Source organism: Bradyrhizobium manausense (assembly GCF_018131105.1).
Lineage (GTDB): Bacteria > Pseudomonadota > Alphaproteobacteria > Rhizobiales > Xanthobacteraceae > Bradyrhizobium > Bradyrhizobium manausense_B.
On sequence record NZ_JAFCJI010000001.1, the window covers coordinates 357,137 to 373,556 of the forward strand.

11 protein-coding genes and 1 tRNA gene are annotated in these 16,420 nt (G+C 56.4%); 11 read left to right on the forward strand and 1 reads right to left on the reverse strand.

The genetic code is table 11. The features are described 5' to 3' along the window. The first annotated feature begins 13 nt into the window (after positions 1-13). The 4 genes from JQ631_RS01730 (at position 14) to JQ631_RS01745 (ending at position 4,245) form a co-directional block, all read left to right on the forward strand. Positions 14-460, forward strand: a complete 447-nt coding sequence (locus JQ631_RS01730) for a hypothetical protein (RefSeq protein ID WP_212323435.1) — start codon at positions 14-16, stop codon at positions 458-460. After that, complete coding sequence (locus JQ631_RS01735; RefSeq protein ID WP_212323437.1) at positions 457-2,388, forward strand: DNA primase family protein; 1,932 nt, start codon at positions 457-459, stop codon at positions 2,386-2,388. Before JQ631_RS01730 ends, JQ631_RS01735 begins: the two co-directional genes overlap by 4 nt. Before the next feature lie 361 nt (positions 2,389-2,749). Next, positions 2,750-3,307 (forward strand): terminase small subunit, encoded by a 558-nt coding sequence (locus JQ631_RS01740; RefSeq protein ID WP_212323439.1) that lies wholly within the window; start codon positions 2,750-2,752, stop codon positions 3,305-3,307. A gap of 266 nt (positions 3,308-3,573) precedes the next feature. Then, the gene (locus JQ631_RS01745; RefSeq protein WP_212323441.1) at positions 3,574-4,245 is read left to right on the forward strand and encodes a recombinase family protein; all 672 of its coding nucleotides are present in this window, start codon (positions 3,574-3,576) and stop codon (positions 4,243-4,245) included. Positions 4,246-4,712: 467 nt separating this feature from the next. Here JQ631_RS01745 and JQ631_RS01750 read toward each other — a convergent pair whose 3' ends face one another. Then, positions 4,713-6,368: a recombinase family protein gene (locus tag JQ631_RS01750; RefSeq protein WP_212323442.1), complete on the reverse strand. Its 1,656-nt coding sequence runs from the start codon at positions 6,366-6,368 to the stop codon at positions 4,713-4,715. Positions 6,369-6,959: 591 nt separating this feature from the next. Here JQ631_RS01750 and JQ631_RS01755 point away from each other — a divergent pair. The 7 genes from JQ631_RS01755 to JQ631_RS01785 all read left to right on the forward strand — a co-directional run bounded on the left by JQ631_RS01755 (position 6,960) and on the right by JQ631_RS01785 (position 16,312). Continuing rightward, positions 6,960-8,120 (forward strand): O-antigen ligase family protein, encoded by a 1,161-nt coding sequence (locus JQ631_RS01755; protein ID WP_212323443.1) that lies wholly within the window; start codon positions 6,960-6,962, stop codon positions 8,118-8,120. Positions 8,121-8,185: 65 nt separating this feature from the next. After that, positions 8,186-9,619, forward strand: coding sequence for an O-antigen ligase family protein (locus JQ631_RS01760; RefSeq protein WP_212323444.1), 1,434 nt, complete (start codon positions 8,186-8,188; stop codon positions 9,617-9,619). Positions 9,620-9,721: 102 nt separating this feature from the next. Continuing rightward, positions 9,722-11,329 (forward strand): hypothetical protein, encoded by a 1,608-nt coding sequence (locus tag JQ631_RS01765; RefSeq protein ID WP_212323445.1) that lies wholly within the window; start codon positions 9,722-9,724, stop codon positions 11,327-11,329. Positions 11,330-12,323: 994 nt separating this feature from the next. Continuing rightward, positions 12,324-13,058, forward strand: a complete 735-nt coding sequence (locus tag JQ631_RS01770) for a hypothetical protein (protein ID WP_212323446.1) — start codon at positions 12,324-12,326, stop codon at positions 13,056-13,058. Between the two features lie 394 nt (positions 13,059-13,452). Further along, positions 13,453-13,530 (forward strand) — tRNA-Gln (locus tag JQ631_RS01775). 100 nt (positions 13,531-13,630) lie between these two features. Continuing rightward, positions 13,631-14,323 (forward strand): DUF6538 domain-containing protein, encoded by a 693-nt coding sequence (locus JQ631_RS01780; protein WP_212323447.1) that lies wholly within the window; start codon positions 13,631-13,633, stop codon positions 14,321-14,323. Between the two features lie 750 nt (positions 14,324-15,073). Continuing rightward, complete coding sequence (locus JQ631_RS01785; protein WP_212323449.1) at positions 15,074-16,312, forward strand: ABC transporter substrate-binding protein; 1,239 nt, start codon at positions 15,074-15,076, stop codon at positions 16,310-16,312. Positions 16,313-16,420: the final 108 nt, after the last annotated feature.

A 16,420-nucleotide genomic window follows, 5' to 3' on the forward strand; every position in this document is an offset into this window, starting at 1 on the left:
CGGGAGCACTGACATGAATGCGCTCGCTCGCGCCGTCAACGTCAATGACGTTGAAGAGATTGATCCGGGCATCGCCAATCTGTTGCGTGGAATGCAACGCGATCGGCGATGGAGCCCGTTTCCGTACGGGTGGTGGACTGAGGCTGACGGCTCTCACGTTATCTTCGATCGCGGCTATCGGCTGATCTGCCGCAAGCGCGCGAATGGATCAATCGAAATTTTTCCTTTTGCTAGCACAGCAAATTTCGCCCGCATGACCGACGATCTTTGGATCGATTGGATTGATCAGCGCTGGCTTTATCGTGGACCAGCTCATCCTGCGCGCGACGAGTTCTCACGGCTGCGAGTGCTGGGTGTTGTACATCGCCTCGGCCTTCAGGACGAGATTGTGAGAAGGCGTGAGGCTGCGGATCACGAATGGTCGCAGCGCAGAAAATACCTGCGGCGGCGGGTGGCATGAACCAGCATTTTCGCCCTACCGCCAAGCTTTGCGGTCTAGACCAAATTGGCGACGCTCGGCAGGTTATCCTCGTCCGAGACGAAGATTGCCGCGATGCGCTCGCGACCACGACCAAGCGAACTGTCGTGTCCTGGGCCGGCGGAACGCAGGGCGTCGACCGCATCGACTTGTCGTCGTTTGCCGGCCGCAACGTCGTGATCTGGCCGGATGCCGACGCGCTTGGGCTCGGCACTGCGAACGAGATTGCCGCGATCCTCGTCGCGATCGGCTGCACCGTGCGCGTCATGGATGTAATGCGCGACAACCCGCCGAAGGGCTGGGACTGCGCTGACGCGATCCGCGATGGCTGGGACAAGGCGCGCGTAGATCAGTTCATGCGCGAGACCGTCCGCCCGTGGACGCCGCCCAAAGCCGCAGCGCCGGCCATCGAGAAGCTCGCGTCCGCTGCTGGTCTTGCGCCGACTGCTCCCGCGCGAAAGCCAAGCAGCGCCTCCGATTTCGTCGAGTTTAGACGCAGATCGCGCGCTGATGGCGAGGCTCCTGTTCTTGATCCGCGCGATCCGATGCCATCGGCGCGCGCGTTGCTCAAGGACAAGTTCACTGCTTGTGGCTCGCCCACCATGCATCACTATCGCGGCACATTCTGGCGCTGGAACGGTGCATGCTACCGCGACGCTGACAAAGACAGCGTCCAGGCTGAGATTTGGCGCTATCTGGATGGCGCGAAACGGTACGGCAAGGAGGGCGAGAAGATTGATTTTCAACCCAACCGGGGAGAAGTGGAAAACGTTGCCGCCGCCTTCAAGGCTGTGTGTAACCTGCCTGGTTACGTCGAGGCCCCGGCCTGGCTAGAAGATCACGGCGATATGCCCGCTGCCGGTGAATTCCTTGCCGTACAAAATGGGCTATTGCACCTCGCGAGCGGCGATGTTTACCCACCAACGCCGACCTACTTCTGCCTGAACAGTGCCGGCATTGCGTATAGGGCCGACGCGCCAGAGCCCAGCGAGTGGCTGCGCTTCCTGAATCTGATTTGGCCGAATGATCCGAAGTCGATTGAGGCGCTCCAGGACATCTTTGGCTATCTACTCTCGACCGATACGTCACACCAGAAGATCCCGCTTATTGTCGGTCCCAAGCGCTCTGGTAAGGGTACGATCGCGCGCGTGCTGACTGCATTATTGGGTCAGGACAGCGTCACAGCGCCGACGCTCGCCAGCCTATCAACAAATTTCGGTCTGGCCCCTCTGATTGGGAAATCAGTCGCAATCATTGGCGATGCTCGTTTAAGCGGAAAGGCCGATCAGGCCGCGATCGCCGAGAGGCTGTTGTCAATCTCCGGTGAGGATAGCATCACCGTAGACAGGAAGTTTGAGTCCGCGTGGACGGGCAGGTTGGGCGTTCGGTTTGTGATCATGTCGAATGAGCTTCCCAGGCTCTCCGACGCTTCCGGGGCGTTGGCAAGCCGGTTCATCGTCTTGACGATGGAGCGTTCGTTCTACGGCGAGGAGGATCGCGGTCTGGGTAATCGGCTCCTCGCTGATCTATCTGGAATTCTGAATTGGGCACGTGAGGGATATCTGCGGCTGCGCAAACGTGGCTACTTCCTGCAGCCGGACAGCGCTCGCGACGCGATCGAGGAGCTTGAGGAACTAGGCTCGCCGATTGCCGCGTTTATCAAAGCGCGGTGCGTCGTTGCGGCTGGTTTGCGGTCGCCTGCCGACGACATGTTTGTTGCTTGGCGGGGTTGGTGCGAGGCGAACGGCCGGAGGGAAGCAGGGACTGTGCAAAGCTTTGGTCGCGACCTCCGCGCGGCTGTCCCTGGGTTGAGGATCGCGCGCCCCCGTGTAGATGGATCGCAAGTCCGACACTATGAGGGCATTAAGCTGCTGTCTGAGGGGCCATCAGCTCCGGCGCTGACTTGGTAATACGACATGGGTCCCGGAATGTGCGATGGTCACGCGTTGTTCTTATATGGTGCTCTTCGCTAGCCTGTCTTAACCCCGCACCAGAACGCGCGTGGCCGGCTTTTCGCGCCTACATCGGTCATGCCGGTCCTTTGGTTGGCAGCGCAGTCCTCTTGAGATGCTGAGACGCATTGAGACGCGACTTTTCTTACATGCGCCGGCGAGGAAAGAAGGGACATATAGGACTCCATAAACAAGGGCATATTCCACAGGATGCTACAGTGTGGTGTGACGCGTCTCATCGCGCTCACACTCATCCGCCTTATGAAAACTTATGCCTGAGTGGTGGAGACAACTATTCCCCGCCTAGTCATCGGAAATCATGACCGATGCGACGACATCAGCTCTCACGGCCAAACAGGCTCGCTTCATCCAGGAATACTTGCTGGATTTGAATGCGACTAAGGCCGCGATCCGTGCCGGTTACAGCAAGCGCAGCGCTCAGGAGCAGGGCTCGCAGATGTTGGCCCAGACCGCCATCAAGGCGGCGATCGACGCGGCCAAGGTCGCGCGCTCTGAGCGAACCGAGGTCAATGCAGATTGGGTATTGCGCCGCCTCGCCGAAGAGGCTGAGGCCGATCTGGCCGACCTATACGATAGCAACAACGATTTGAAGCCGATCGACGAATGGCCCGAGATTTGGCGGCAAGGCCTCGTTGCCGGCCTCGAAATCGATGCCTTGTACGAAGGGACGGGCGAGGATCGTAGGCAAATCGGTCGCATAAAGAAAATCAAGCTGAGCGATCGACTGCGCCGTCTAGAGCTGATCGGCAAGCACGTCAGCGTGAATGCGTTCCAGGAAAAAGTTGCGATGAGCGGTGTCGAGGGGCTGGCAGATCGGATTGCCCGTGCAAAACTGCGTAACGGAAGCGATGGCTAACGTGATCTAAGAGGGTTGGCGCTGCCTAGGTAAGAGGGTTGGCGCTGCCTAGGGGAGACGAAGAGCGGCCTAAGAGGGGCATGAAAAACAACAACAATTGGCATTGCTGCAAGCTTTAAGCCCTAGTCCATCTCTGCAACCTAGCCGAGATTCGGCTTTGGATTCGAGCCATGCGCGCAGAGAATCCCAGGGATTCCGAAAGACCATTTGTATAAATGCTAAATGGTCAATAAGGTTCTTTACAGACTATCTTGGAGGACCGTTTTGTGTCCACGGCTCGCCTGATCACCTACGTCCGCGTTAGCACGTCAGGCCAAGGACGCTCGGGCCTAGGAATCGAGGCTCAACGGCAGACCCTCGCCAAGTTTGCGGCTACCGAGGGATACGAAATGGCGCGCGAGTTCGTCGAGGTGGAAACGGGCAAAGGCTCCGACGCGCTCGACCGCAGGCCGCAACTCAAAGCCGCTTTGGCAGCCGCTCGGAAGCTGAAGTGTCACGTGGGTGTGGCGAAGCTCGACCGTCTCAGCCGTGACGTCCACTTTATTAGCGGCCTCATGGCTCACAAGGTGCCCTTCGTGGTTGCTGAGCTTGGATCTGACGTAGACCCGTTCGTCCTTCACCTCTTTGCCGCCTTGGCCGAGAAGGAGCGCGCGCTGATCTCCACGCGCACCCGACAAGCGCTGTCGGTCGCTAAGGCTCGCGGGGTTACGTTGGGCAACCCGAGGCTTCATGCGGCCCGCAAGAGCGCAGTGGATGCTGTAAAGGGTGAAGCAAATCGCTACGCGGCCAACGTTCTTCCAATCATCCGAGAGGCACAGAATGCCGGTGCGAACACCCTGCGTCAGATTGCGGAAGCGCTCAATGCTCGCGGCATCCCTACGGCGCGCGGCGGGCAATGGTACGCTCAGAGCGTGGCAAACGTCCTGAGACGCGCCTAACGGAGGCGGTTGAACTAAAATTCGTACTGCCGCTGAAGGGGCAATGCTCCTTCCAGACCTTGCCTCTCGGCGCAAGCTGCGTATTACGGCTCGCCTTTGCACAATGAGTCTGAGCTTGGTTGACTGCGAACTGGCCGCAGGACTCCCCGCTTTTGCAGGAAATAACGATAGTGATCGACGCGGGCGTGCATCACCGGCATCTCGGCGGCGGAAGCCGCACCGCAATCGACTACAAAGCGCTACAAACCAGGTTCAACTGCTTTCATACCGATATGCCGAAATGTTACTTGCTCCGTCGGGCAAAACAGTGGTTCATAGGGTGCTGGCCCTAACCGTTTTGAGAGGATCCAGCATTATGGCGGAGGAAGTCGAAGTCTCTTCCGAGTTGTCGAAAATCGCGAGGCTCAATGGGGATTTTCGCAGGAATTACGGCACGCTGCTCGGCGCATTGCTTTATCTGCGTTCAATTAGTGCCGCGCGGGGCCGCTCTTGGTTTTGGGCTGGCTTACTTTCTGCTGCCTGCTCCGCAGCACTGGCATGGCTAGGAAAGCACGGCCTGTCTTGGTTACCTTCCGGGTAAGCGCGCGGACAAGAGCGTCAGCGGTTTTGAAGCAGGTTATCGAGCGACGTTTCCTAGCTACCTCGGAAAACCTTATAGTCCGCTTCACTTTGCCATCTGTAGGCAGCAACACGTAATCCAGCACAGCCTTGTTGTGCTCAGATAGCCTGATGGCGGCAATCCACCCAGCGGGGACATGCGCATCACATTGAATGGTCCAATGTGGAGAATGGGTCACCAGCTTTCCCGACGTCCAGCGTGCAGCTCTAACTGAAACACAGATGGTGCCATTCACGCGAAGCGAATCTGTCCAGCCCCCAGTGCTCGTGCGACAACCCGTTCTTCTAATGGCGGCTCCAATGCGAGAAGTGAGGTTTGTCTTTTGCACGGACCAAAGAGGCCTCGACTCCAGAAATTCGTAGCTCCGCTTGGGCGTATAGCCGAGCAATCGATATAAGTTCCGCATACTGCCGAAGTGAGTCCGACACGTGGCCGAACAGGGTAGGCCCGACGTGCGGTTTATGATGTTGACACTCAGCTTCCCCTCTTTGTGCAACGTTCGTCGTAGACGGACGAGCATCTCTTCTTCGGTGAGATCAACCCGTCGCTCGGTGATAAACTTGGCGACCTGCGCGAATATGTCTCGGCCAATAATCGGTTCAAGACAGCCCTCAGCCCTGATCCACTGTTCCGGAGGGTTGTACGTGTGAGTTTGCCGCAGCTTCCACGATCGCCGATTGAATATTAAATTTCCGATGTAGCTTTCGTCTCTGAGAATGGCGCCTATCATAACGCGCGTCCATGGCGTCCCAGATCGGCTCGGAACTTTCTTCTTGTTTAGCTCCCAAGCCACGGCCGTTTCACACTTCACCTCAAGAAAGCGTTTGAATATCCACCGGACAGTGGCCACCTCTCGCGGATCACCGGGGCGAACTCGGACGTGATCACTGGCAAGATATTTTCTCTGCCCCCTCTTTAAAACGCCCTTTGATTGCTCTTTCTCATCAACAAGCTCACGCACCAAACCGTAGCCGGGATTGCCACAAGGCTTGTAGCCCAGACGAGCAAAGCGGCATTGACCAGCATAGACCTTCACCGAGAGCTCGCGGCTGTACTCCGCCGCCATTACTCTTTTGATGTTCTTCACGATACTGGCAAGCATAGTGCCGTCATTGTCGAACTGCTCAGCGCAATATGCGACCTTGATACCTACTCGCTTGCACATAAACTCGTAGTGCGCACTCTCGTCTACATCCTGGAAACGACCCCATCGACTTACGTCATAAACCAGGAGGTGACTGAAATCGATTTGCCCTGTCTCAACATCCTCCATCAATTGGAGAAGGCCAGGCCGGTTTTTAATGAGCAACCCGCTTTCACCCTCGTCTTTATAGGTGCGCACAAGGGTGAGATTATGAGCATGTGCGTAAGCGGCGATCACCGCGGCCTGATTTTGAATAGAATAATGCTGTATCTCAGTTGACATTCGAACGTACTGGGCGGCTCGAACGCTTAAGAGTGCTTTCGGCAAATGACCTTTGTGAACGATGAGTTCGTTGCCCATTGACGGCCCTAATAAACAATCATCGGGCCAACATCAGACGCCGACCCCTGTCTCTGTTCAAGTGGCAAACTGCTGAGATTGGCGACTAGACAGCTTTTTGCCTTCATGCGAGCGATCCATTAGAGACCGGATAGCTGCCCCTTTCGCCGCAGCATCTCCAGAACCCCCAGCGACGCGTTCAGGCGTGCGAAACTTGCATGATGATGCTCAGCGAAGCGGTCGTGAAAATCGTGATCCAACGCGTTCGCATGCTCTCCCTAGCTGCATCCAAGCGCAGCGAGGAGAATGATCAATCCGACCTTCGCCGAGCATAGCGGAACCGCAAAATGAACATTGTAACAAAGCGCTTCAGCGTTCCCCAGGCTCCCGGCTGGTCAGGGGCGTCCTGCCATTCTAGCTAGTCACCGCGTGCGTCCTGGTGCACACAACGAGCGTGCTCGCGATTCTACGGTCAAGAAGGCAAGGGGAAGGTACGTTATTCCTGCATCGGCAGAACTGCCTAGTCGATTAGCTAAAAGTCGGGGGTTGTAGATAGTTGAGTGAGCAACTCCGCTATGGTAACTGCCAGTTGCGTTTCGTACTGGAAATAATATGACGTCCTGGAAATGGGCGGTCCTGGCGATATTTCTGTCTGCCGGGCCGTTGACCGTACTGAGCCATGGGGTTTTGGGTTTAGGTGCCATTGCGACCGGGTTGTTGATGGTCCTCTCGCTTGGCCTTCTCCTTGTTCCGAACGTTGCAGTCGAAATTGACGTTGCCGACCTCACCTTTGCCGTTCTTTTGGGAACGATCATCGTCTCGACTTTGATTAACGGAATTACTGCCGACCCTAGAGAGTATGCGTTGCTGTCGCTGTCGCTACTTGCTTTCCCGGCGGGGCGCTTCTTCGCTGATCGTGAGCCTGACCGCGGCTTTCTCTGTGTAATCGGTGCTATTGCGATCGTAGGTACCACGGTCACAGTCCCGGCACTGATCGATCATTACAATCATCCCCACAGCAAGCCGCTGGTGTTCGGCGAATACGATGCCGCGCCCGGTCAGTTTATGGGGTGTGTCTGTCTGATGCTCTTCGCGTCGCTCGGGGCGACGAATTTGTCCCGCCGCGAACGTCTTTCGTCATTGTTGGTGGTGCTAGCGTGCTCGGTCGTTTTTGCGATCTCACAGGTCCGCTCGGCATTCTTGGCTCTCGGTGCCACGATGCTTGTGATGGCCGTGCTCCAGCCGCGGCTACGTCGGTATGCTCTTGCGCTCTTGGGGGCGCTTGCCGTCGTCATCGTGTTAGGATTGGCGCTGCGTCCTTCGTTGAGCCTGATTTATATTCACCAATTGACGATGCCTGGTGTCTGCGGCGAGATTTACAATTCGATCGGAATGCGGCGTCAAATTTTTGCTGATGTCTTCGCGCTGTTTCCGCCGGCGCCATTCGGCATTGGTCTCGATGCTTTCAAGAATCACACCTGCATCGCCGGCGCACATCCGCATAATTCAATCCTGCAGGCGACGATCGAGTTTGGTTGGATCGGCGGCGGCGCACTAGTTGTGATGACTGCTATGGCCGGCTGGCGACTGTTGCGGCGGTCCCTGGATGCGACCTTCGTGGTCTGCCTTTTCGTTTTTGAGCTTGTTCTTTCGCAATTCCATGGCTGGTTGAGTCGGGATGGCGTGATGTTCTTCACGCTCGGATATGCGCTTCGCTCCGCGCAGCAAGGGCATGTTGCCTCTTTCCAAGCCGCTGCAAGAGCGTCCGGTTGAATCGTTCAGGTATTCAATGACTCATCGGGTAGGTTGAAGATATTCGGCGGGGACGGGGGGCTAGGTTGGAAGGTTTACTGAAGAATCGATACTCGGTCGTTGGACTGTTCCTGGCGGTACTTTTCTCGGTCAATACCGTCTTCATTGTCGTCTATCATTTGGCCGGCGTGACCGGCAGTTCGGCATTCAGCGCGGCACTTTTCTTTGTCTGCGAGACCACGATCTTGGTCCTTACTTTTCGTTATGTGAAGGTCATTCCGGCGGACTGGCTGTTCTGCGTGTTCCTCCTCGCAATTGCGGTATCTCTTGCAAGGAACGGGATAACCGCTGGATCCAAGGAGACTGCTATCTTATTTGTTGCAATCGCTGCTTACCCTACTTGCCGCTTTATCTCTGCCGGGGCAATCGGACAGACCAAGCGGGCGTTCGGTCTCACCAGTGCGTTCATTGCGCTCTTTGGTGCGTGTGCGACGGCTTGCGCTCTCTATCAACAGTGGCCAGTACCGGCCGGCAAGCCGGACGTGTTTGGCAATGATGCCGCCGGGACACACTATCTGATGGCGCTGGGATTCTTTGTAAGCTTTGTCGCAACTCAAAAACTTACGCAAAGGCAAGCAGCTATCATATCGGCCGTGTTATTCGTGAGTTGCACAATCTTTGCGGCTGCTCTTGTCAGATTTACGTTCCTTGTCCTTGTTGCATCCATGCTTATCGCTTGGCTCCTGAGCGTTGGTAAGTCACGCCAGCACATCGCGACGTTTATCGGCGTTATCGTTGTCGCCGTCGTTTGTGGGACGCTTGTGCGGTTTGATAAGATTCCGATCTTGATTAGCTTTTTGACGGAGACAAACGCACAGCGAAACGCCTCGACATCGCTTCCACCCCCGGTCGCTGCTACGCCTCAGGCAGTGCTCCCGCCGAAAGTGTCTGATGGCTCGCTGCCAGCGATCTCGCCGTCGCAAGCGATCCCGTCGTCTTCGGCGATCCCACCTTCGCCGGCGACTAATTCTGAGCCTGCGGCAAGCGGCTTACCTTCGGCATCGGTTCCACCGGCGGCGTCGAGATCTCACGACATCTGGCCGCCGAGTTGCGGTCTGGAGGTCAATATCAGAAACTCTTTTGCTGAACGGAAGGCTCTTTGGCAGGATTCCGCTTATCTGATTCCGCGCTCTGGGCTGTTTGGATTTGGGCTCGACGCCTTCATGGAATTGTCCTGTATGAAGGGGTTTCCACCTCACAACTCGATCTTTCAGGCCTTTATCGAGTTCGGATGGATCGGCGGAACTGCTTTGAGCGGTATGATCATCTTTATTTTGTTCAGACTTTTTAGGGTCGCCCGGATCAATGAGGACGCGCGGTTTGTGTTCTGCATGTTGAGCTTCGCGACACTGATCAGCTTGGCTCACGGAAGGCTGAGCAGAGATTGGGTGCTCTTCGGGATGTTAGGCTTGGGTTCAGCGATGGTGGAGCTTATGGGGTCCTATAGAAAGGTCTCCTAGCAGCATAGGGGCGATGTAGATCGTTCCACCGAGCGTTGTTCCTCCCGCGAGCCATCAATACACTAACAATCGATGTCATTATGCTTCGGCATTGAGATATTGATGCCTGAATTCCAACGTATCGGCTACGCCATGCAAAATAAGAAACATCGAATCCTTACAATGCTGGCCGCGATCGTTCTTGGGGGGCTATTCATTTTTCATTTCGGAACGTTTGTTGACCGCGCCCAGCCGGCATTGATCGATGACCATGACATTCTGATGCCTCTTGGTATCGAGGGGCAGCCCACTGCACCGTTGCGCGATATCTGGGCAGATCTTACGAATACCGATGAGTACCGAGAGATTGCCCAGACCGGAAAATCCGGACGGTTTCGTCCCGCCTATTATCCTCTCCGAGCGATCGAGACCTACTTATGGGGCGCTAACATTCGCCTGTGGTCGATCGCTCGATTTGGACTTTACGCCAGCACAACAGTCGTCATCTTTTCGCTCTTCCTGCGGACCTTTGGCTTGGCGAGCGGGTTGGTTTTTGTTGCATTCTACCTGGGGCATAAATCGTGGGCGGATATCTTTCCGCGATTGGGACCGGTCGAAATCCAATGCGTTCTGGTTGGGACATTGCTCGTTTGGTTGCTTTGGCGCTGGATTGAGAAGGGAAGGTCGTTCGCTCTCTATTTCGCCATACCAACAGCGCTCCTGTTCGGAGCGATGAAGGAGCCTGACCCCCTGCTTCTGATCGCGAGTGGCGGCTTACTCCTGGTTTGCGGTTTCTTGTCAGAGACGAAGCGAATGGTCTCCGGCGGAGCGATTTTGCTTGCATCGGGAGCGGTCGTGTTCGTCATATTTCTGCGCATCACATTAGGTGCGACAAGCACAGGCATCGTGTCACCGTCGGGACCCTGGAAGTCGTATCTGGAGCATCGCGGCGAAGACGCCCTTTCATGGGTCGTTCTCGTTCCCGTGCTCGTGGTAGGTCTTGCGATGGTTGCGCGTGCGTTGAACAGGTTCAAGATGAGTTGGGGGGAACTGTTAGCGCTCTTGCTCGCGTTGCTGTCCATCGAAGTGATGAGATTGGCTCTGTACTATATTAGCTTCTCAATGACCTTCGACGGCTATAACGACGCTATCGGGATGCGGTATGGCTACCCCTTGGCGTTGATGCAAAGCCTCGTAGCCGCGGTGGTATTGGGCAGGCTCGCGACGGGCGGAGGCGAGGCGTTTGTATCGCGCACGTCGCGGACAGTTGCATTGTGCTGCTTCCTGGCGGTTCTAATTCTTAACCATGGTCTATTCTCGCCCTATCTGCTCAGGAATCGTGATTGGTGGCTGAAGTTCAATACGGACACAAGCACGGCGATCACTGAGGCGGCTCGGTTGCTTGCCGAAGCCCGCAGAGAAAACAAGAACCCTGTCCTCATTGCGACGGGACCATCGCTTGAGTATGAACCCAAGTTGTCGCTGATTCTTTTCCTAAAGAGGAAGATGCCTGACACAGTGGTGTATTTCGATCCAGACGAAAAGACCATCAACGCTGAGGCCTATCGAGCAAAGTCAATCGAGTGGGGTGGTACGCCGCTGTCGCCCGAAGTCCGAGCGTCTCTAGCCGAGCGGGGATGCGTCGACGTTCACATTGACGACCGCGAATATTCAAACCCCAGTTGCAAGGTGCTGAATATCTTGAACATCGCAAGTCGGCCGGCACCTTAGAACGTCGATGGCGGTTGGCCTGAGCTTCTTGCTTGTCCCTGGGACATTGGTCGAGCTACGAGGGACCACGCGGATTTTCGCGCGCGAGAGCCGAAGGTGCGAATAGCAAATAATGGCGAACTAAAGTGCTTGTGCGCCAACGGGAATGATAGATGAGAATCGTTATCGTAGTGGTAATCATACCCCTCCTGATAATCGTCGGCCTGTATGAGACTGCGCAGGATTGTGGGATCGAGGTGACAGGATTCAGGTCGTCTTTCACTTCGATGTGCAGAAATGGCAACTAGAGTGCGAAAGCGCCGCCCTGTGATGATCGGTGTGACCGGACATTTTTGTTCTTGAATTACCGGCTCAGGACGAGGTGCTTGCGGCTTTAACTTGGTCGTGTTTGGGGCGATCTGTGTGTACAACTACACAGACCTGCAGGTGTGATTGAACTAAGTGCTGACTTTACTCAACTAGCGGTAGTTCAGTAGCCCTTGATCCAAGGCAGGATTTTCAGTCGTGTTGAGGAAGCTCATTCTGCGCTGGCGAACGCGAAATCTGCTTTTGGTTTGTCCCTCTTGCAAAGCGAGAGCTGGCGTTCCCCAATTTCGCAGGGGGCGATACATGATCGGTGAGCAGATCCTTCGCTGCAGCCAATGTGGCTCATTCAGCCCAGTGACTTATTGGCGCTTTGAGGGAGTAGGCAATAAGCGGCCTGAATCCCCTGCGTCTCCTCCTATGGGCGATCCTTCATCCAATGACTTATGACCTGTGTGCGGGTGGTCCGGTCTCCGGTTGGGGTTCCACACAGTCGTCCTTCGTTTTCCGCGCGTCGTGGCTGTGAAAAAACGCCGACGCCGAACACGGCAAGCGCGACCGGCGGCGATTGGATGCCGTCAGGTCGGAAAGGCATCCCTGTCGGCGACCAGTAAAGGCGGGGGCGCAAAGAAAACTTCTGATTGTTTCCGAATGCGTCTACCTGTATCAGATATTCATTGGATACAGGACGATGCGCAATTTTTTCAAATCTGTTCCCCAGCTTCGAAGGCTTCGATATCGCGCCATGCGGCTAAAGCGTGGGGCTAAAGGAGAAGCTGACGAGACCAACATCCTGCGCCAACTCGTTGCCAAGACCCGCGCACCGAAAACGTTTATTGAGTTCGGGTTCCATCCGGTTAAATTCAATTGCGCGGCCTTCGCCTACGACCCGGATTGGCAGGGTCTGCTCATAGACGGTTCGGCCGAGCAGGTTGCAGATGCAAAGATGCTGCTCCCAAGCCGTATCGACATCCGCAACGCCTTTCTCTCACTGGACAACCTCGATTTGATCCGAAGCAAGTTCGAGCGCGTCGGAGTTCTCTCCATCGATGTCGACGGCAATGACTATTGGTTTCTCGAGAAACTGATCGCGATCGAGCCCTCGATCATTTCGGTTGAATACAATGCAAGCCTTGGACAGGCTCCGGTCACTGTGCCGTATGACGCGACCTTCGTCCGCCACCAGAAGCATCCGACTGGCTGGTACCACGGGGCATCGCTGGCTGCGCTTTCCAAACTCTGCAAGCGCTCGGGCTACGGGCTGGCTGAAGTCTCCTCCTATGGAGCCAATGCGTTTTTCACAAAATGCGGCGACCTCGATCCGGCGGCGGCCTGGAAACCGAATCGGGATCGCGACGAGTGGTCAGGAACGACGTCGGCCCAACAATGGGACACCATCAAAGATCTGCCCCTAATTTCTGTTTAAAGGAATTCTGACGAGCTTCGTTCAGGCGCACGTGGCTCCTCTGTTGGGATTTTGTGGAGAAGACGCCGCGGGTTCGGGTTTGACTTTGGTCGTTCGTTACACGAACGCCGATATGCGTTGAGGCCTGTTGAGAGCCCAAGAATGCGCGCTACCTACCTTGCGTCGCTTCCGTCGGTGGGGGGCGGATGCACGTAAAGCCGTGCCGTCTCGACGCCACTTTCGTAGAGAAGCTCCAAAATGACCATAGCGGTCAATGGCCGTCCTGCGGTTCAAGTCCGCGGCAACCGCTGACCCAACTACGAACACAGGCTCTCTCTGAAACCCGAACGCTCTCGTTCCGAACACGGAAATTTCATGAGTAAGATCAACGAATGAACGAAAGCGAAAATTCGGATGGAGTGTTGACATATAATGAGAAATCAGCGGATTTTGATTCCGCCATTCGGAGGTTCGATCCCTCCCGCCCCAGCCAGAAGCTCAACTTCTCCTGAAATTGCTGACGAAACCGGCCTGGCTGGGGCGCTGCTGCACAGCGCTGCGACACATCACTGCCGCACAGGGGGTCGCTCGCAATGGCTTTCCACATCTTTCGCCGCCAAGCGGTCTACCATTGGCGACGTCGTACCCCTCGCGCGCTTGCCAGCGTGCTCGGCCGCCCGCATCTTTCCATGAGCCTGAAGACGACGAACCGTGGGGCGGCTCGCCGACTGGCTACTCAGGTGAACCTGTTCTTGGATGACGTTGCAATGCTTGCCGATGGCGCCGATCCGCATCTGACGCGGTCTCAAATTGAGACAATGCTTCATGCTGTCGTCGAAAAGCAGATGGCCAAGCTTGAGCGGATCGCGCTTGCCGCCAAGTGCGCGCCCGGCTTCGTCGTTGACCAGGCGAAGACAGACGATCTGCGGGCTTTGTGGACCTACACGCTGCTCGACGGTCAAGGGCATAGTGCCTGCGTGCGTCCTGACGATCGCGATCGGATGCTCGCCGAAGGTCTCTCGGAGGTCGACATCGAGGCCGTGAAGGATCACCTGGCGATGCTTCGGGCCAACGACATGGTGCCGACGAAGTACCATGTCCTTCGGCAAATGATCGAGGGCGTGCAGGCCGTGCCCACCGCCATGAACATGGACGTTGCGCAGGGAACATACTTCCGCGGAATGAGGCTTGCTCTTGCTCAGTCGGAACGCCGTTACGGCGGGGAGAACCGCGCAAACCCTGCTCCACTCGGCCAACGCCATGAGCGATCGAGTGGTTGCAGATAATGCGCGAGGCGGCTTCCAAATGCTCGCAATGGGCCCGCACGATCAGTGGTTGTCCGCCCAGAATTTTTGGCGAGATGGCTCCGACGAGAAAAATCGTAGCCCGACCCGAATTCGAACCAGATCTCGTCCACACCGCTATGTCTTCGGAGCGGCTGCAACGCCCGCGCAACTCAGTAGTCTGCCGCAAGCCACGGCAGCTTTCGGGTGGACAACAACAACGTGTCGCGCTTGCGCAATCTCAGCGCCGGATGCGCCGAAGCTTCCACATTATTAGGCGGCGCGTAAGGCCCATTTGACGGGTGGACAATGCGGTATAGTCCCATACGCCATTGCCTTCGGTCGAGCATTAAACAAGCATAGTAATGGACGATCCTACGACTTGTCGACCTACAAAGCGCAGCGCCAACCTACTGCAATCAACCGAAAGTTAGATCCCGATGCTGGTCGCGATTTGCATTCAAGATAGCGCTTCATGCTCCGGCGGCCTAAACTGAGACGCATCGCCCACGGCTCACACAGGGGACAGTCGAGCATACTTGTCACTGCGACCAGCTGAGGTCATAGCACTTAGCTATTCGGCTAAAGCACTATGAGCCCCTCGCCATAATGGCTTGTGAGGACGTGAAGTCCACGCGATAGTTCGGCTCAAACGGGCGACTTTTCATTTGAAGTTGCTCGACACCGTCCTGAGTTGCGCAGACAAAATGTATCTACAGCCGAATTGAACGGTTGAGCACAGGGGGAATATCGATGCCAATCGATGATCGCAAATTCAGTCGGCGCGGCGTTCTTGCGGGCACCGCCGCAGGCACTTTCCTGCTGGCCGCACCGTCCATTGTCCGGGCGCAAGCTCAGTCATTGAAGATCGCGGTGCTTCTGCCACGGTCCGGCTACCTCGCTCAGGCCGGTCAAAGCTGCCATCGCGGCGCGTTGGTTTCGGCTTCGGTGCTCGCCGAACTCGGCTACAAGGTTGATCTCGTGCACATCGACATGGAGTCCAACCCCGACGTTGCGCGCACACAGACCGAACGGGCCATCAACGAAGGCGCACAATGCGTTGTGGGGGCTTTCGACTCCGCAGGTACGCTTGCCATCGCGCAGGTCTGTGAACAGCGGCAGGTACCGCTCATCGTCAACATCGGCGCCGCGCCACAATTGACCGAGCAGGGCTACAAGTTCCTGGTTCGCAATTTTCCGACCGGCGGCATGCTCGTCGTCAATGGCCTAAAGCAAATTCAGGCCTTGATCGATACGACCAAGATTACGCCCAAGACCGCCGTGTTCCTGCATGCCAATGATAATTTCGGAATGGCGCAACGCAAGGGAATGGACGCGGTCTTTCCAAGATCCGGACTTCAGTTCCAGTTGCTGGACTCGATCGCCTATGATCCCAAGGCTCAGGATCTTTCCGTCGAGGTCACCAAGATCCGCGGACTCAATCCGGATCTGCTACTCGTGGTCACGCGCGCCGCGGACGCCATCAAGCTCGTGCGCGACATCGTGCGCCAGAAATTCCAGCCCATGGGCATCATCTCGCCCGGCGCTCCCGGACTTTACGACGAAGAGTTCTACAAGGCGCTCGGACCGCTCGCGGATTACCATATCGACGCGATACCGTGGGCCAACCCCAAGTCGAAGGTCACCCAGACCCTCGAAGCCGCCTTCAAGAAAGAGCAGCCGAACTACCGCTTCGCGGTGGAGTGCTTCAACGTCGGCTTTACATTTGACGCGCTGCTGGTCGCAGCCGACGCCTTCAGGCGCGCCGGCACCGCAAATGGCGTGGAATTGATGAAGGCGCTCAAGGCCACCAATCTCGCCGATCACGCCATGATCGGACCACCGATCAAGTTCGACGAAAAGGGACAGAACAACGATATTCCGTCGAGCTGCGTTCAGAACCGGAGCCAGACACCTACCGTCGTGCTACCTGCAGACGTCGCTACGATGACGCCGGTACTGCCGGAGCCTCCCTGGCAAGGCCGCACCTGATCTGACCCTATCCGGTTCGGGAGCATCGCATTACGCTACGATGCTCCCTGTTCGTTAAACGCTCACGACATCACCAGGCTGGAGTTGGGAATGGCAATAACCTTGAAT